14 protein-coding genes and 2 tRNA genes are annotated in these 17,153 nt (G+C 60.9%); 15 read left to right on the forward strand and 1 reads right to left on the reverse strand.

The window, feature by feature from the left end:
• The first annotated feature begins 46 nt into the window (after positions 1-46).
• The 11 genes from metG to D8M21_RS03045 all read left to right on the forward strand — a co-directional run bounded on the left by metG (position 47) and on the right by D8M21_RS03045 (position 11,738).
• On the forward strand, positions 47-1,597 hold the full coding sequence (metG, locus tag D8M21_RS02995) for a methionine--tRNA ligase (RefSeq protein ID WP_048678055.1): 1,551 nt from the start codon (positions 47-49) through the stop codon (positions 1,595-1,597).
• Between the two features lie 111 nt (positions 1,598-1,708).
• On the forward strand, positions 1,709-2,317 hold the full coding sequence (locus D8M21_RS03000) for a hypothetical protein (RefSeq protein WP_048678056.1): 609 nt from the start codon (positions 1,709-1,711) through the stop codon (positions 2,315-2,317).
• A 1-nt stretch (position 2,318) separates the two neighbouring features.
• The gene (locus D8M21_RS03005) at positions 2,319-2,918 is read left to right on the forward strand and encodes a hypothetical protein (RefSeq protein WP_048678058.1); all 600 of its coding nucleotides are present in this window, start codon (positions 2,319-2,321) and stop codon (positions 2,916-2,918) included.
• A gap of 81 nt (positions 2,919-2,999) precedes the next feature.
• The gene (locus tag D8M21_RS03010; protein WP_048678060.1) at positions 3,000-4,067 is read left to right on the forward strand and encodes a 3-isopropylmalate dehydrogenase; all 1,068 of its coding nucleotides are present in this window, start codon (positions 3,000-3,002) and stop codon (positions 4,065-4,067) included.
• An 85-nt stretch (positions 4,068-4,152) separates the two neighbouring features.
• Positions 4,153-5,250: a branched-chain amino acid aminotransferase gene (locus D8M21_RS03015; RefSeq protein WP_048678062.1), complete on the forward strand. Its 1,098-nt coding sequence runs from the start codon at positions 4,153-4,155 to the stop codon at positions 5,248-5,250.
• Between the two features lie 87 nt (positions 5,251-5,337).
• Positions 5,338-6,114, forward strand: a complete 777-nt coding sequence (locus D8M21_RS03020) for a fumarylacetoacetate hydrolase family protein (protein ID WP_048678064.1) — start codon at positions 5,338-5,340, stop codon at positions 6,112-6,114.
• A 75-nt stretch (positions 6,115-6,189) separates the two neighbouring features.
• The gene (gene gltX / locus D8M21_RS03025) at positions 6,190-7,710 is read left to right on the forward strand and encodes a glutamate--tRNA ligase (RefSeq protein ID WP_048678065.1); all 1,521 of its coding nucleotides are present in this window, start codon (positions 6,190-6,192) and stop codon (positions 7,708-7,710) included.
• Between the two features lie 222 nt (positions 7,711-7,932).
• Positions 7,933-8,004: transfer RNA gene (locus D8M21_RS03030), tRNA-Gln, on the forward strand.
• Positions 8,005-8,132: 128 nt separating this feature from the next.
• A tRNA-Glu gene (locus D8M21_RS03035) sits at positions 8,133-8,205 on the forward strand.
• Positions 8,206-8,298: 93 nt separating this feature from the next.
• Positions 8,299-10,041, forward strand: a complete 1,743-nt coding sequence (locus tag D8M21_RS03040) for a dynamin family protein (RefSeq protein ID WP_053089905.1) — start codon at positions 8,299-8,301, stop codon at positions 10,039-10,041.
• Complete coding sequence (locus D8M21_RS03045) at positions 10,038-11,738, forward strand: GTPase (RefSeq protein ID WP_048678067.1); 1,701 nt, start codon at positions 10,038-10,040, stop codon at positions 11,736-11,738. The genes D8M21_RS03040 and D8M21_RS03045 overlap by 4 nt, the downstream gene beginning before the upstream one ends.
• On the opposite strand, the gene D8M21_RS03050 is transcribed toward D8M21_RS03045, so the two are convergent.
• On the reverse strand, positions 11,732-12,457 hold the full coding sequence (locus tag D8M21_RS03050; protein WP_048678559.1) for an IclR family transcriptional regulator: 726 nt from the start codon (positions 12,455-12,457) through the stop codon (positions 11,732-11,734). The genes D8M21_RS03045 and D8M21_RS03050 overlap by 7 nt on opposite strands.
• Positions 12,458-12,697: 240 nt before the next feature.
• Between D8M21_RS03050 and leuC the strand changes: the two genes are divergently transcribed.
• The 4 genes from leuC to D8M21_RS03070 all read left to right on the forward strand — a co-directional run bounded on the left by leuC (position 12,698) and on the right by D8M21_RS03070 (position 17,102).
• Complete coding sequence (gene leuC, locus D8M21_RS03055) at positions 12,698-14,101, forward strand: 3-isopropylmalate dehydratase large subunit (protein WP_048678068.1); 1,404 nt, start codon at positions 12,698-12,700, stop codon at positions 14,099-14,101.
• 9 nt (positions 14,102-14,110) lie between these two features.
• A complete protein-coding gene (gene leuD, locus D8M21_RS03060) occupies positions 14,111-14,710 on the forward strand; it encodes a 3-isopropylmalate dehydratase small subunit (protein WP_048678069.1) in 600 nt (199 codons plus the stop codon).
• 233 nt (positions 14,711-14,943) lie between these two features.
• Complete coding sequence (gene murA / locus D8M21_RS03065) at positions 14,944-16,272, forward strand: UDP-N-acetylglucosamine 1-carboxyvinyltransferase (protein WP_048678070.1); 1,329 nt, start codon at positions 14,944-14,946, stop codon at positions 16,270-16,272.
• A gap of 29 nt (positions 16,273-16,301) precedes the next feature.
• On the forward strand, positions 16,302-17,102 hold the full coding sequence (locus tag D8M21_RS03070; protein ID WP_238651001.1) for a lysophospholipid acyltransferase family protein: 801 nt from the start codon (positions 16,302-16,304) through the stop codon (positions 17,100-17,102).
• Positions 17,103-17,153: the final 51 nt, after the last annotated feature.

Below are 17,153 nucleotides of genomic sequence, written 5' to 3' on the forward strand. Positions count from 1 at the left end.
TCAGACCGAGTCAGTCTGAACTCGAGTCTGCTTTAGAGTAGGAGCCATGACTTCCACGCCTGCCGAGCCGTTTTACATCACCACCGCGATCGTTTATCCCAATGGGGATCCCCACATTGGTCACGCGTATGAGCACATTGCGACGGACGTCATGGCGCGTTTTAAGCGCCTCGACGGATTCGACGTCCGCTTTATGACGGGCACGGATGAGCATGGCCAGAAGATGCAGACGTCGGCTCACAAACAGGGCGTGACGCCGAAGGAACTCGCCGACGCGAACTCGGCGAAAATCCGGAAAATGGATGACCTCCTCGGCATCAGCTATGACCGGTTCATTCGCACCACCGACGAAGACCACATGGCCGCGAGCCAGGAAATGTGGCGTCGTATGGAGGCCAATGGCGATATCTATCTCGACAAGTACGAGGGATGGTATTCCGTTCGTGATGAGGCCTACTACGCCGAGGAAGAGACCGAAGTTCGTGCGGACGGCATTCGGTATGCCATTCCGACCGACACCGAGGTGGAATGGACCGAAGAGGAGTCATACTTCTTCCGGTTGTCGAAGTATCAGGATCGTCTCCTGGAGCTCTATTCCACCGAAGGTTTGGTGTACCCGGAGTATCGGCGCAATGAGGTCGCCTCGTTCGTGAAGTCCGGTCTTCGGGACCTCTCTATTTCGCGAACGACCTTCGATTGGGGAGTTCCGGTTCCGGGCAATGACAAACACATCATGTACGTGTGGGTCGATGCCCTCACCAATTACCTCACCGGCGTGGGTTTCCCCGATACGGAGAGCGACATGTACCGCTCCTATTGGCCGGCCAACTACCACGTCATCGGCAAAGACATCACACGCTTCCACTCCATTTATTGGCCTGCTTTCTTATGGTCCGCCGGCCTCGACGTTCCGCGCCGCGTCTTCGCCCATGGGTTCCTCCTGGTGGATGGTGCCAAGATGTCCAAGTCGGTCGGCAACGTGCTCGATCCGGCGCAATTGGTCGACAGCTTCGGTGTCGACCCCCTGCGCTTTTTCCTTTTGCGCGAGGTGACCTTCGGTCAGGATGGTTCGTATAGCGCCGAAGCCATCATTTCCCGTATCAATTCCGACCTTGCCAACGACCTCGGCAATTTGGCACAACGTTCGTTGTCCATGATCGCCAAGAATTGTGAGGGGACCGTTCCCACTCCCGGCGTCTTAACCGCGGAAGATGAGTCCATCTTGGAGACCGTTGACAACCTCTATCCGGCGGTTCGCGCGGACTTCGAGGAACTCGACTACCACAGGGCACTGGAGCGCATTTGGCGAGCCATCGCGGATATTAATAGGTACTTCACCGCGCAAGAGCCCTGGAAGCTTCGGAAGACTGACGCCGAGCGTATGGCAACCGTCTTGTACGTGACGGTCGAGTGTCTTCGCATCGTCGGAATTTTGGTCCAGCCGGTGATGCCCGAGTCTATGGAGAAACTTCTGGGCCAGTTGGGGCAACCGGAGGGCAACCGCCGGGTCTTCGCAGCCTTAAGCGATCGAATCGAGCCTGGAACGCCCTTGCCGAAGCCCGAGGGGATTTTCCCGCGCTTCGAGGCCGCTGAATAGAACGGGTGCATGCACCATCCCGGTAATTCATTAAACAAGCCTTAAACCCGGTTATTTGATATACCGGGTTTAAGGCTTGTTTGATGTGGTCCCGGGTGAGAGGATCGTTCTATGTTCGTTCTGACCGTTGACCAAGTGGGTTCCCGACGTGAAAGCGACGCGGTGCCGAGTCTCGACGAGGTAGACGGTGCAAACCGGGCCCTCGTGGGCTTCGATCGCACGGCGGGAGATGAGGCCCAAGCCGTTTTCGACGACGCCGCCGCGGCACTGACGTGCGCTCTCGGTCTTGCCATCATGGGAACCTGGCACTGTGGCATTGGCCAAGGTCAGATCGATCTGCCCTTGCCTGACACGGCGAGGGAAGGTCGAGGATCGGCCTTCGTGAATGCCAGGTCGGCGGTAGAAGCGGCCAAGAAATCTGGGTCGCACCACCTGGGTTTTGTGTCAGATGACCCCTTGGGTGCCGGCATTCAGGCCGCCTTGCGCGTCGTCGTCGCGCTTCGGTCCAAACAGCGCCTCACCACTCGAGAGGCCTATGACCTCGCGCTCGAAGGAGGCACCCAGGCCCACATCGCCGAGCGCCTAGGCATTAGCCAACAGGCCGTATCCGACCGACTGGCTTCAGGTATGTACCGTGAATTGGAAGATCTGAAGGCAGGGGCCCTGCACTGGGCAGAGGCGTTGGATCGGGCGACTCTTCCCGGAGAGGCAAGGTCATAGCGTGGCCTATAGTGCACTGATCCTGATGACCTTGGCCGCCCTGGGCGGGATGGCCAGTTGTTTCCGCGTGCCCGGAGTTTCGGTGAGGGCTCGGCAAGGCTGGGCGGGCGCATTTGCCGTACTTTTGGCGGCGGCTGCGGTGCTCGCGGCCATCGGCTCGATCCGGACGGAAGGTTCGGGCCTCTCGCCGCTCGTCGGTGCGGTAGTCCCCGCTGTCGCCACGGTGGCCGCCGCCTTGACGGGTTCACCCGTGACGGCAGCGGTCTTGGAACTCTCCCAGCGGAGTGACCGCCATTATCTTTCCTCGGAGGATGGGGAGTCGGTGGACGGTCCGCTGGGCGACATCGATGACCCCGAAAGGACGTCCACGCTTCATGGTGGGTTATGGATCGGAGTCCTCGAGCGAGTAGGGGTCGTTGTGACCATACTGGTCGGATGGCCCACGGGATTGACCGTCTTGGCCGCCATCAAAGCGCTCGGGCGATTCACGGAACTCAAGAGGGCGGACGCCGTCGAAAGGTTCATTTTGGGCACCTTCGCCTCATTTCTATGGGCCGCTGCCTGGGCGGGCGTTGCGCTGCTCTTGATCGACAAGGTTTAGATTGACGTCACGTTCGGCCACAATGTGAGAAGGCGTTCTACTATGTGGACCGGCGCTTGGAGAGACCGCTAATTTATCCCTATGAGCGAGACCACCATGAGCCGGACCATCGACCTTGCCGTTATTCCCGGAGACGGGATCGGCCCCGAGGTCATCGAACAAGCCCTGAAAATCGTCACCGAGGCGGCACGAATTCACGGCACCACCGTAGACCCGACGCCGTACGAGCTCGGCGCGGAAGCGTGGCTTCGAACAGGCGAGACCTTGAGCTCGGAAAAGCTTGATGCTTTGCGGGGTCACGATGCCATTCTTTTCGGCGCAGTGGGTGCGGATCCCCGGTCGGCAGAAGTGCCGTCTGGTTTGATCGAGCGGGAAATTCTGCTCAAGCTCCGCTTCACCTTTGACCACTTCATCAACCTCCGACCGTCGCGTTTGTACCCGGGTGCGGTGTCACCCTTGCGCGAGCCGGGAGACATCGACTTCGTCGTCGTTCGTGAGGGCACCGAGGGGCCTTACGTCGGCAATGGCGGCACGGTCCGGCAGGACACCCCACAGGAAATCGCGACGGAAGTATCCGTCAACACCGCTCATGGTGTTGAACGCCTGATTCGCTACGCTTTCGAGCTCGCAGATTCACGGGATCGACAGCACGTGACCTTGGTGCACAAACACAATGTTCTGGTGCATTCCGGTGGGCTGTATCGTCGCACCTTCGAAAGAGTTGCTGCAGAATATCCGCAGGTCAGCACGGACTATATTCACGTGGACGCGGCCACGATCTACATGACCACCGAGCCGTCCCGATTCGACGTGATCGTCACCGACAATCTTTTCGGCGACATCTTGACAGACCAGGCTGGCGCGATCTCCGGTGGTATCGGCTACGCAGCATGCGGCAATATCAATGCCGCCGGCACCGCGCCGTCGATGTTCGAGCCGGTACATGGCTCGGCGCCCGATATCGCCGGCCAAGGGATTGCCGACCCACGTGCGGCGATCCTCGCGGGGGCCCTCTTGCTGCGGCACCTGGGGGAGGAATCGGCAGCGAGTACGATCGAAGCAGCGGTCGAGGCGGATATGGAGGCCCATGGATCCAGCCGTCGGTCAACTCGAGAGGTTGGATCGGCGATTCTCGGCCGACTTGCCTAACCACGAACAATGACGGGGTGCGACGTCGCAATGATGCGATACCCACTCCGGCGCATCACCCCACCATCGCCGAAATGGAGCTCCCATGACTCAGCAATCATTCGCCTTCACTGAAAACCCCGACCCGGCCTCCTCCGCGCTGCTGAATGAGATCCTCGCGGCCCCTGGCTTTGGCGAGTACACGACCGATTACGTCGCCAAGGTTGATTGGTCCGGTGACGGCGCAGGCTCCGGCGAGTGGAAGAACGCACGTATTGAGCCGTACGGTCCGTTGGTTCTTGACCCCGCCGTCTCGGTATTCCACTACGGCCAGGAGGTCTTCGAAGGCCTCAAGGCGTATCGCCATATGGACGGGTCGGTGTGGTTATTCCGTCCGGAGGCGAATGCTCAGCGGTTGCGACGTTCGGCACGTCGTCTGGCCCTGCCTGAGTTGCCGGACGAACTGTTTCTGGAGGCGGTGACGTCGCTCGTCCGTCAGGATTCACGGTGGATTCCCGATGGCGAAGGCACATCGCTCTATCTGCGTCCTTTCATCATTGCGACGGAGAAATTCCTGGGGGTGCGTCCCTCGCGGGAAGCGCTATTTGAGGTGGTCGCGTCGCCGGCGGCCAACTACTTTGGCACCCCTGAACCTGTCGACATTTGGTGGTCTCGCCAGTACGCCCGCGCGGGTGTTGGCGGCACCGGGGCAGCCAAATGTGGAGGCAACTACGCCGCGAGTCTGGTGCCTCAAATGGAGGGTGAAGCACACGGCTGCAAGCAAGTGATGTTTACGGACGAGAATCGGGATCACGCGGTCGAAGAGCTCGGGGGAATGAACGTGTTCTTCGTCCTTCGGGATGGGACCCTCGTCACGCCCGCATTGACGGGGACGATCCTCGAAGGCATTACCCGAATGTCCATCATCGAGCTCGCCCAAGAGCGAGGCCACACGGTGGAGGAGCGCACGATCACCGTGGACGAGTGGCGTCGCGGCGTTGAATCTGGAGAGATCAGCGAGGTCTTCGCCTGCGGAACGGCCGCGGTGATCGCCCCCATGGGGCGCTTGGTCTATGAGGACGGCGAAATTCCAGCGGCGGCTCAGACCAACGGCGAAGTCACCACGTGGTTGCGATCTCAGTTGACGGGCATCCAGACCGGACGAGTTGAGGACCGATTTGGCTGGATGCAGCAGGTGATCTGAGCGCGGCGGCCCTACGACGGCCCGGAGGCGTGTTCGCCCAACGCGCTCGACGGGCGTCGGGGCTCCGGTACACGCTAACCTAGGGGCATGCGCATTGCTCGATTTACCGCAGAGGACCAGCTGTTTTACGGACGGGTCGACGGAGAAGAAGGTCAGGAAACCCTGACGGTGCTCGCTGGAGACCCCTTCTACACGGGAATTAACCCCGTGGACAAAACCTATTCAATGGAGGACGTTCGGCTCGTTGCGCCGATCATCCCGCGTTCCAAAGTAGTCGCCGTGGCTCGCAACTGGAACGACCATGCCAGCGAATTAGGCAACGAAGCGCCGACGACTCCCCAGTTTTTCCTCAAACCAAATACGTCTGTGGTTGGCCCCGGAGACCCTGTCACGTTGCCGGACAACAGCGAGGAAGTCTCGTACGAGGCCGAACTTGCGGTCGTCATCGGCCGCATGTGTAAGTCGGTTCCTCCGGAGCGCGTGCCCGAGGTCGTTTTCGGGTACACCTGCGGTAATGACCTCACCGCCCGGGACCTCCAGCGTTCTGATCTGCAATGGACGCGCGCTAAAGGTTTCGACGGCGCGTGCCCCTTGGGCCCGTGGATCGAGACCGAGCTGGAAACCGAAGACCTTTCGATTCGCTCGTGGGTTGACGGAGATCTCAAACAAGATGGCTCGACCAAGGACATGACCTTCGGTGTCGCCGAATTGATTTCCCACATCTCCGAAGCCTTCACACTCTTGCCTGGTGACGTGATTTTGACGGGAACGCCCGCGGGCGTGGGCCTCGTCGACGACGGCCAGGAAGTCGAGATCGAAATCCAAGGCATTGGAGCGCTGACCAACCGCATGCGTCGGGCCTAAGACCACAGTCCGCTGAACTGGGTGGTTCTTGTCCCGAGCCCCACCGACGACGAAAGAGACGTGTAACTCATCATCATGACGACCGAAGCTATTCAGCCCACCGTGAGCGAGGACCGCCCCGTCCGCGTTCGATTCTGCCCGTCGCCCACGGGAACTCCGCACGTGGGCATGGTCCGTACCGCATTATTTAACTGGGCCCATGCCCGTCACACGGGTGGAAAGCTCGTGTTTCGCATCGAAGACACGGACGCCCAACGCGATTCGGAGGAGTCGTTCCACCAGGTTCTCGAATCTCTGCGCTGGTTGGGGATTGAGTGGGACGAAGGCGTGGACGTTGGTGGTCCCCACGAGCCCTATCGTCAGTCCCAGCGCGGTGAGATCTATCAAGAGGTCATCGGCAAACTACAAGAGGGCGGCTTCCTCTATGAGGACTTCTCGACTCCTGCGGAAGTTGAGGAGCGTCACCGCGCCAAGGGCGAAGACCCCAAGCTCGGATACGACAATTACGACCGAAATCTCACGGAGGAACAGAAGGCCGCGTTCCGTGAAGAGGGCCGGGAGCCGGTGCTTCGTTTGCGAATGCCGGATGAGGACATCACGTTCAACGACGTCGTCCGAGGGGAGATCACCTTCAAAGCCGGTTCTGTTCCCGACTACGTCGTGGTTCGCGCCAATGGCAAGCCGTTGTACACCTTGGTCAACCCCGTCGATGACGCTCTGATGGGCATTACCCACGTGCTTCGGGGCGAGGATCTTCTCTCCTCGACACCGCGGCAAATCGCCTTGTACCGGGCGCTTGTCCAGGTGGGCGTCGCGGAATTTATTCCTGAATTTGGGCACCTTCCCTACGTCATGGGTCAGGGAAATAAAAAGCTTTCCAAGCGCGATCCCGAGTCCAATCTGTTCTTGTTGCGGGAATCAGGCTTCATCAAGGAAGGCCTTCTCAATTACCTTTCGCTCCTGGGATGGTCGCTTTCTGCGGACGAAGATATCTTCACCGTGGAACAGCTCGTGGAGAATTTCGACGTTCATGATGTTTTGGCGAATCCCGCACGATTTGATGTCAAAAAAGCGGAAGCGATTAACGGGCAGCACATTCGGATGCTCGAGCCGGCCGACTTCGAAGAGCGTCTGTTGCCGTATTTGCGGCAGGGAGGCATTGTCGGTGAGGAACTCAGTGACCGGGAGCGCGCCATTCTCCGCCAGGCCGCTCCGCTGGTCCAGGAGCGTATGCAGTTGCTGGGGGAGGCCCCTGGACTCCTCGGATTCCTCTTCCGCGCCGATTCCGACATCGAGATTGCCGACGACGCCCGGAAGCAACTCAAGGAATCCGCGCCTCAGGTCCTGGAAGCGGCGGAAGCAGCGTTGACGAACCTTGAATCCTGGGAGGCATCAACGATCGAACAAGCACTCCGTGAAGCCATCGTTGAAGGCTTGGAGATCAAGCCGCGCTTGGCCTTCGGCCCGGTGCGTATCGCGGTTTCCGGGGCTCGAATTTCCCCGCCCCTCTTTGAGTCGCTCGAAATCTTGGGACGGGAGTCGTCGCTGGCGAGAATCAAGGCCTTGCGGCAAGACCTGGCGGCATCCAGCTCCTAGCCGACACGGGTCCATGGCCTCTCGACACATGTGGCTATGTCGTGTGTCGGGAGGTCATGCCGCTGGAGTCGGTCGTGGACGTGGGGCGCAAACGAACTCGGGGTGAATTGCGAGTGTCGTACCCCACGTCCTCTCAGCTTGCACGGCCTGGGATGGGGCGGTAGAGTCTTTATTCGTTGCGGCGATGACGCAGGGCCTTTCGGCCAGGGCGCAGACGCACAGTGGGATATGGTGTAATTGGCAACACAGCGGTTTCTGGTACCGTCGTTCTAGGTTCGAGTCCTGGTATCCCAGCGGTTACGGATCATCACTTTCAACAGTGATGGAAGTAACATTCTTCGATTTGGAAACACACTTGAAAGTGTGTAAACTAAGTCGAGTCTTCCTGAGAAAAGAATACATCTTTCACAGGAAATCAATTTGGCCCCATCGTATAGCGGCCTAGTACTCCGCCCTCTCACGGCGGCAACACCGGTTCGAATCCGGTTGGGGTCACGGCTACAAAAAGTCCGGCACATTGTGCCGGACTTTTTGCGTATCTGACGGTTCTTTCTTCGGAGCCGCTCCTGTGTATGCCAAGATGGCACCGTGGATACACCCGAGCACGCATCATTTCTCACCGCCTGTGAGGGGCTTGAATATGCCCTGAACCGCGTCGATTTCCCCGTGGAAACTCGGAACGTCGCATCAGGCCGCCTGATGCGAGATCGCTTGATAGGCCAGGTGCGCGACTATTTCTTGCCTCGAGCCCGGCATCTGGAGTCGCCTCTCACCATGGTTGTCGGTGGCTCGACCGGAGCAGGCAAGTCCACTTTGGTCAACTCCCTCATGCGGGCCAGTGTCAGCGCCTCGGGCGTGGTGCGCCCAACTACTCGTCGTCCTGTCTTAGTACACCGGGCCGAAGACACGGCATGGATGGGACCCGACCGGCTACTGCCTCACATGCCGCGCGTCGAACACGGATCGACCAAGTCCGGCAACGATGATCAAGAACTCGAAGTGTGCGTGAGCGACGCCGCGCCGGGCGGCATCGCACTGATCGATGCACCGGATCTTGATTCTGTGTCGGACGACAACAGGCGATTATCCAGGCAGCTGCTCGAGGCCGCCGACGTCTGGCTCTTTGTGACCACAGCCAATCGATATGCGGACGCGGTTCCTTGGGCCGTCCTGGAACGAGCGGCCGAGCGCCGGATCGCCGTGGCGGTCGTCCTGAACCGTGTGCCGGCCGGTGGGGGAGCTGAAATCCTCGCAGACCTGCGGCGTCTACTGGCCGAAAAGGGATTGCACCCCACCTTGACGGTGTCGATTTCTGAACAGGAGCGGGACGAACGCGGCATGCTTCCGGAGTCGGCAGTTGAAGGGCTCCGGTCGTGGCTCGATGCTTTGGGTCGAGATGCAGAGGCCCGAGCGGATATCGCGGCGAGCTCCTTGGCGGGTGCAGTGGACGCCCTCGATGCCGATCTCGCGGCCCTCCAAGAGACGGTCCGAGAACAGCACGAAGCTCTCGAACAGTTGGAGCACGACGTCGTTGCCGCCCAAGAAGCCGCCCGCAAAAATATCGTGGATTCGATGAGCGACGGCGCCTTGCTACGGGGCGAGGTGCTCACCCGGTGGCAGGAATTCGTGGGGACGGGCGAATGGTTCCGCCGGCTGGAAAACGGCGTCGGTCGTGTGAGGGACAAGCTCGGGAACTATCTGCGAGGAAACCCGCGACGTGCCGAGCGCATCGAGTCGGAGCTCGAATCGGGGTTATTTCGCGTGATCGTCGAGGAGACGGCAACGGCTGTGGAGGACGCCCACCGTGCCTGGTACCGAGACCCGGCCGGACGTGGTCTTTTGGACGGGGACGACCTCGGTCACCTGCCTTCGGACTTTTCGGACCGTACCCAAGAAGAAATCCGGGCCTGGCAACAAGGCATTATGACCATGATGTCAACGGAAGGTGCCGGCAAGAGGCAGCGTGCTCGCTTCCTCTCGATGGGTCTGAACACTGCTGCGGTCGTCCTGATGATCGTGGTGTTTTCGGCTACAGGTGGCCTCACGGGAATCGAGGTGGGCATCGCCGGGGGAACCGGCGTCGTCGGGCTCAAACTCCTGGAGGCCATTTTCGGAGAAGATGCGGTGCGCCGGATGGCCGAACAAGCGCGCTCCGACCTCGTGAAACGGATTGACGAACTCTTGGACGAGGCAATGGAGGCTTTTCGGGCGCGTCTGCCCGAAACGGAAGACGCTGTGCGGGTAATTGCCGAAACGAGGCAACGGATGGCGGCTGCCGGGCGGGAGCTCCGCTCACGCGAGCGACACGTGAAAAAGGGCGGTCGGGAATGAAAAACGACGAGCTGTTCAGCATCGACCAGCGAGCCGCGGCCCTTTCGGAGGCCCTCGATGCGGGCCGGGGGATAGTGCCGGACGACGTCGTGGCTCAGGCCGACGACGTGGTGGGGCGGGTCCTGGAGCGGGCCGGCGTCTGTGCCGAGGATACGGTCGTGGGATTCTTCGGAGCCACGGGTTCCGGAAAGTCCAGCCTGTTCAACGCCGTCACGGGCAAGAATTTTGCGACAGTGGCCGTTACACGCCCGGCAACCACTGAGCCTATGGCGGCCGTCTGGGGCGAGGGCGATCATCGGCCGCTCACACAATGGTTGGGCATTGAAACCGTTCATCGTCTGGGCTCGGGGCACCGACCAGGGGCGGTTGGTGAAAAGTCGTTCTGGGAAAAATTGCGTCGTCAGGCCTTCCCGGGCGGTGGCGGGAACGAATCGTCCGGTGGCGTGGTCCTCGTGGATCTGCCCGATTTCGATTCGATTCGACGTCTCAACCGTGAGGTGGTCGAACGTTTTGCCGAACGAGTCGACGTCATGGTGTGGGTCTTCGATCCGCAGAAGTACGCGGACCATCTGATCCATGCCGAATTCATCACCCCGCTCTCGCGGCACGGGGGCCTGATGCTCGCCGTGCTCAATCAAGCCGATACCCTCCACGACACGGAGTTGCCACCGGTGCTCGATCACTTGGCCGAACGCCTCGACATAGATGGCGCGGCGTCCCACCTGGCGCGTCCGCCCTTTGCCGTGTCGGCGCGGGACGGTAGGGGTATTGATGAATTGGGCGAGGCTATCAACGACGTCGTCCGAGGCAAGGATGCCCTTAACCGTCGACTCGCCGGGGACCTCGACGCCGTAGCGGAGCGGCTCTCCCGTTATGACGGCGGCCCCGAACAGATCGAGATCGGAGGGCGAGCCGCTGATGACCTCGCCGTGGGGTTGTCCTCGGCTCTTCGCGCCGACGACTTGGTCGAAGCTTCCCGGCGTTCCCAGCTACGACGCTCGGCCCGGCACACCGCGTGGCCTCCGTTGCGATGGGTCCGTCGTGTGGGTCAAGACCCCTTGCGGAGAGTGGGAATCACCCGGCCTACCGGCGATCACGCCGGCATGAGCAGGCAAGCTCTTCCAGAGTTCGACGCCGGCGCCCGAGCTACCGTGTCTGCGGCCATTCGCCGGTGCGCTGAGGAGTCTGCGAGTGGCGTGGGGGAGCCTTGGCATCATGCCGTGCGAGACGCCGGTCGTTCTCGGATGTCCGCGATTCCCGACGCCCTGGAGCGCGCCGTCACGGCGTCGGACTTCGAGACGGAGCGTCGTCGTTGGTGGTGGGGTCCCCTCAACGTCGTGCAATGGCTGGCACTGGCTACTTTGGTGGTAGGCATCGGCTGGCTGACCGCGCTTTTTGCGGCCGATTACGTGAGGATGCCCCTCGCGGATCCCCCCGATGTACGGGGGACGGGTATTCCGGTGCCCACCGTGCTCCTTGCTGGTGGCGTGGCGCTAGGCCTTGTGACGAGCGGGGTGGCGGCCTGGATTCGTGGTTTGAGCGCGAGACTGCACGCCAAGCGATTGCGAGCCCGCATCCATGAGCAGTGTCGGCAGGTCGGCGAACGAGAAGTCTTGGCGCCGATGGGTGAGGTTTTAGAGCGTCGGAACCGGATGCTCTTGTCGTTATCTCAGGCCAGCGACCATCACATTTACTGATGCGCGCGGAGCGCATCGGTGAGTTGCCGCGCCGCCTGACATACGACGTCGGCGTGGAGGCGGCCAGGTTGCCTCGTGAGCCGTTCGATCGGGCCAGAGATGGAGACGGCTGCGATGACCTTTCCCGAAGGATTACGGACGGGAGCCGAGACCGAGGCGATACCTCGTTCTCTTTCCCCGACAGACTGCGCCCAGCCACGGCGTCGAACCGCGGAGAGCACCGTTGCCGAGAAGCGAGCCTGACGCAAGCCGTCCAAGAGTCGGTTGTGATCCTCCCACGCGATGAGCACCTGAGCAGCCGATCCGGCCTTCATGGACAGCTGAGTTCCCACGGGGATCGTGTCTCGTAATCCGATCGGCCGTTCCGCAGACGCCACGCAGATTCGCCATTCTCCCTGACGTCGGTACACCTGCGAGGACTCCCCGGTCAGGTTGCGCAACTGATTGAGCACCGGGCCCGCCGCGGCAATCAAACGGTCTTCACCGGCCGCCGAGGCCAGCTCTCCGAGGCGAGGACCGAGTACGAAACGGCCTTGGATGTCCCTGGAGACCAGACGATGGTGGGTGAGTGCCACCGCAAGTCGATGTGCGGTGGGACGTGCGAGTCCGGTCGCTTCCACGAGCTGGGAGAGGCTCGCGGGCCCCGCCTCGAGACAATCGAGAATATGGGTTGCCTTGTCCAGAACGCCGACGCCGCTGGGGTGAACGGTAACGGACATGGGATTGGCCGTTCCTTTGCCTCCCAGGATTCCCTCTCGGGCGGTTCCTGTGGGCGGGGCAATGCTCTCGGCCGTGGTGTCGTCTGTTGATTCTGGAGAATGGCTCATGGTGCTAATGGTGAGGTCTCAAATGTTGGAATGCAAGTCCACGTTGTGGAAAGCCCAAAAATCGCCGGGCACAATGAGAGCAACACACACAGGACATCGGAGGACACCTTGGTTGACTCAGCGCATCGCCCAATGACCTTGGCCGAGAAGGTTTGGTCGGATCACCGCGTCGTCGCGGGCGAAGATGGCCGTCCCGACCTCATCTACATCGATCTGCATCTCGTCCACGAGGTGACCTCTCCTCAGGCCTTTGAAGGCCTTCGCCTGGCCGGTCGGAAACTTCGTCGCCCGGATCTGACGATCGCGACGGAAGACCACAACACTCCGACGCAAGATATTTTTTCTCGCATCGCTGACCAGACATCGCGGCAACAAATCGAAACTTTGCGTGCGAATGCCGAGGAATTCGGCGTGCGAATTCATTCACTGGGAGACGCGGAACAGGGCATCGTGCACGTCGTCGGTCCCCAGCTGGGTTTGACTCAACCCGGCATGACGGTCGTCTGTGGAGACTCGCACACCTCGACTCACGGTGCCTTTGGCGCCTTGGCCTTCGGCATCGGTACCAGCGAGGTCGAGCATGTGATGGCAACCCAGACCCTTTCCTTGGCGCCCTTCAAGACGATGGCCATTACCGTCAACGGTCACCTCAAGCCGGGCGTGACGGCCAAAGACATCATTCTTGCCGTCATCGCGAAAATTGGAACCGGCGGCGGGCAAGGCTACGTGCTGGAATACCGAGGCTCCGCGATCGAAGAATTGTCGATCGAGGGCCGCATGACCATCTGCAACATGTCGATCGAGGCAGGCGCGCGTGCCGGCATGGTTGCCCCAGACCAGACGACGTTCGACTACGTTCGACAACGGCCGCATGCGCCCCAAGGAGAAGACTGGGATCGTGCGGTCGAATACTGGTCGTCATTGCGTACCGATGAGGGCGCATCGTTCGACGCCGAGGTTGTCATCGATGCGAACGAGCTGGAGCCATTCGTGACGTGGGGAACCAACCCTGGCCAGGGTGTGGCTCTCTCCGAATGTGTCCCGGATCCAGAGGATGCGGGTGACGAGAACGCCAAGGCATCGGCGGTCAAGGCCCTCGAGTACATGGACCTTAAAGCAGGCACGCCCATGAAGGATATTGCCGTAGACACGGTGTTCCTAGGGTCATGCACCAATTCCCGCATCGAGGATCTTCGCGCGGCGGCGGAGATCCTCCGAGGGAGGACGAAAGCCCCGAACATCCGCATGATGGTTGTCCCGGGATCGGCACGCGTGCGTCTTCAGGCGGAAGAGGAAGGCCTGGACCGAGTGTTCCAGGAATTCGGCGCCGACTGGCGGTTTGCGGGATGTTCGATGTGTCTTGGCATGAATCCAGACCAGTTGGCCCCGGGGGAGCGTTGCGCATCAACCTCCAACCGAAATTTCGAGGGACGGCAAGGTAAAGGCGGCCGCACCCACCTCGTCTCGCCCCTAGTCGCAGCGGCGACAGCAGTGCGAGGCACGTTGAGCTCGCCGTCCGACTTGCAGGAAGCCTAGGAGGAACCGATGGAACCGATTACTCAACACACCGGCGTCGCCGCACCTTTGCGGGCCTCGAATGTGGATACCGACCAAATCATTCCGGCCGTATACCTGAAGCGAATCACTAAAACGGGATTCGACGATGCCTTGTTTGCGGGGTGGCGGAAGGACCCGGAATTCGTCCTCAATCAACAGCCGTTCCGTCATGCGAGCGTCTTGGTGGCCGGTCCAGATTTCGGTACAGGATCTTCTCGCGAGCATGCCGTGTGGGCCTTGAAAGACTACGGGTTCCGCGTGGTCCTCTCGTCGCGATTTGCGGATATCTTCCGAGGAAATTCCGGTAAGCAGGGCCTCGTCGCGGCCCAGCTGGAGCAGCAAGATATCGAGCTGATCTGGAAATCCATCGAGGAGAACCCCGGAATCCAGGTGACGGTCGATCTGGAATCACGGACAGTGACATGCGGCTCATTGACCGTGACGTTGCAGATCGACGAATACACCCGCTGGCGCCTCATGAATGGGCTAGACGATATTTCTCTGACCCTCCAGCATGAGGACGCGATTGAGGCTTTCGAGGCCGAGCGTCCTTCCTTCAAACCCCGTACGCTACCGGCGAAGTTCTAGTGTGACGAAAGATTCCCGGCCGCTCTTCAACCGCCCCGAGGCGTGAGGAGCGGCCGGTCTGCGCCGTGCACACTCCCGAAAAAGGTTGTTCCGGACTCGCGACGGCGCGGGAAGGGTGAGTCGCATTCGACGGGCGCATTGGTACCGTAAAATGGTCCCAGAATGCGTGTCACTTGCGGACACGCGCGAATCGTCGGGCTTTTCTCGCCCGCACACACGAGGATTGGAACTCTATGATCGGCGCATTGCACATACAGGGTGGGGAACCCCTCCGAGGGGAAGTCTCGGTCCGTGGCGCGAAAAATCTCGTGCCGAAGGCCATGGTCGCGGCCCTACTCGGTGCAAGCCCGTCCGTCTTGCGTAGCGTCCCGGAAATTAAGGACGTCAATGTCGTGACCGACTTGCTGTCCTTGCACGGCGTCACGGTTAACAAGGATCCCGAGAACGGGGATCTCAAGCTGGACCCCACTAACGTCTCGGTGGCCCGACACGCGGATATCGACGCGCATGCGGGTGACTCCCGCATCCCGATCCTGCTGTGTGGCCCGTTGTTGCATGCCATTGGCGAGGCCTTCATTCCGGACCTCGGCGGATGCAAAATCGGCGACCGCCCGATCGATTACCACTTAGAGGTTCTGCGGAACTTCGGTGCTGAGGTCGATAAACTTCCGTCGGGTATTCGGATGACCGCACCCAAGGGTTTGCGCGGGGCAAAAATCGACCTGCCGTACCCCTCTGTGGGAGCAACCGAGCAGGTCCTGCTGACGGCCACGCGCGCTGAGGGCAACACCGAATTGCGCGGTGCGGCCACTGAGCCCGAAATCATGGATCTCATCGCGATCTTGCAGAAGATGGGCGCGATCATCACGGTTCAGACCGATCGCGTGATTCACATCGAAGGTGTCCCGAGCCTCAGCGGATATAACCACAAGGCCCTGCCAGACCGCATCGAGGCGGCATCCTGGGGTTCCGCTGCGCTGGCCACCGGCGGCGACATCTTCGTTCGTGGAGCTCATCAGGCCGACATGATGGCCTACTTGAATACATTCCGGAAAATTGGCGGTGGCCTCGACATCACGGACGAAGGCATCCGGTTCTACCACCCTGGTGGCAAACTGAACCCGCTCATCGTCGAGACCAACGTGCACCCTGGCTTCATGACCGACTGGCAGCAGCCCTTGGTGGTGGCGTTGACACAGGCCGACGGCGTCTCGATCGTCCACGAAACCGTGTATGAAAACCGTTTCGGATTTACCGGGGCTCTCAACCGCATGGGCGCGACCATTCAGCTTCATCGCGAATGCCTCGGCTCGGTCCCATGCCGTTTCGGGCAGCGCAACTTCCTGCACTCGGCGGTCATTTCGGGACCGACGCCGTTGCACGGAACCGACATCAATATTCCGGATCTTCGCGGCGGGTTCAGCCACCTGATCGCGGCTTTGGCCGCCGAAGGTGACTCCAAGGTGACCGGAGTCGAACTCATCAATCGCGGTTACGAGCGATTCGTTGCGAAGCTGGAAGGCCTCGGAGCAAAGTTCGACATCGAAGACCTGGCGGCCTAGCAGTCATGGCGGGCGAAGGAAAAGCGGGAGTGCGTGAATCCGCGCCGTCGAAGAAGAAGCGGCCCTTGGAGACCGTGGCACCGAGTCGCGGCGGGGATCTGCTGTTTCGGGCGACCGCGGCGGTCGTGCGACGTGCGTTGGACCTGGCCATGAAGCGTTCCTGGAAAGGCGTGGAAAAATTGCCGCGCGACCAGGGGTACATCGTGGTCGCAAACCATGTGACCGAGGTGGATCCGTTGACGGTCGCGTACCTCGTGTACATGTCCGGAACGATCCCGCGTTTCCTCGCCAAAGAGTCCCTGTTCCGCATTCCGGTGGTCGGCACCATACTTCACCGCACCGCACAGATTCCCGTTTTCCGCGGTTCCATGGATGCGCGGAAGTCGTTGGAGAGTGCTCGAGCGGTCATCGACGCCGGGGGTGCGGTGCTGATCTATCCAGAAGGAACTTTGACCAAAGATCCCGACCTCTGGCCCATGGCTGGTAGGTCTGGTGCCGCGCGGCTTGCTTTGGCCACTGGGGCACCCGTCGTGCCGATTGCTCACTGGGGCGACCAAGAATTCTTGGCTCCCAAGGCCACCAAGCCCCAATTTTTCCCGCGCAAAACCGCTCACGTCTTGGTGGGAGACCCCATCGACCTGTCGGATGTTCGTGCGGAGAATCGGACGGATCACGTGAGCCGTGATGCGCTGGCTGAGGCTACGGAGCGCATGATGGACGCGCTGACCGGCCTGGTCGAGCAATTGCGAGGTGAGAAGGCCCCTGAGGGGCGGTGGGATCCTCGGTTGAACCGCCGGGTTCCTCGAACTTCCGGGAAAACCGCTAGGTAGCCAACCCCGAGGGCGCCCCTCAACCCGCCGGGACACCCGCGAACGGAAGGA

It is taken from the genome of Kocuria sp. HSID16901 (genome assembly GCF_003989425.1).
In the GTDB taxonomy this organism is placed as follows: Bacteria; Actinomycetota; Actinomycetes; order Actinomycetales; family Micrococcaceae; genus Rothia; species Rothia massiliensis.

Excerpts from the sequence above, each read along its gene's own strand:
- metG (WP_048678055.1), top strand. The coding sequence starts at position 47 with ATGACTTCCACGCCTGCCGAGCCGTTTTACATCACCACCGCGATCGTT.
- D8M21_RS03000 (WP_048678056.1), top strand. The coding sequence starts at position 1,709 with ATGTTCGTTCTGACCGTTGACCAAGTGGGTTCCCGACGTGAAAGCGAC.
- D8M21_RS03010 (WP_048678060.1), top strand. The coding sequence starts at position 3,000 with ATGAGCGAGACCACCATGAGCCGGACCATCGACCTTGCCGTTATTCCC.
- D8M21_RS03015 (WP_048678062.1), top strand. The coding sequence starts at position 4,153 with ATGACTCAGCAATCATTCGCCTTCACTGAAAACCCCGACCCGGCCTCC.
- D8M21_RS03020 (WP_048678064.1), top strand. The coding sequence starts at position 5,338 with ATGCGCATTGCTCGATTTACCGCAGAGGACCAGCTGTTTTACGGACGG.
- gltX (WP_048678065.1), top strand. The coding sequence starts at position 6,190 with ATGACGACCGAAGCTATTCAGCCCACCGTGAGCGAGGACCGCCCCGTC.
- D8M21_RS03045 (WP_048678067.1), top strand. The coding sequence starts at position 10,038 with ATGAAAAACGACGAGCTGTTCAGCATCGACCAGCGAGCCGCGGCCCTT.
- D8M21_RS03050 (WP_048678559.1), bottom strand. The coding sequence starts at position 12,457 with ATGTCCGTTACCGTTCACCCCAGCGGCGTCGGCGTTCTGGACAAGGCA.
- leuC (WP_048678068.1), top strand. The coding sequence starts at position 12,698 with ATGACCTTGGCCGAGAAGGTTTGGTCGGATCACCGCGTCGTCGCGGGC.
- leuD (WP_048678069.1), top strand. The coding sequence starts at position 14,111 with ATGGAACCGATTACTCAACACACCGGCGTCGCCGCACCTTTGCGGGCC.
- murA (WP_048678070.1), top strand. The coding sequence starts at position 14,944 with ATGATCGGCGCATTGCACATACAGGGTGGGGAACCCCTCCGAGGGGAA.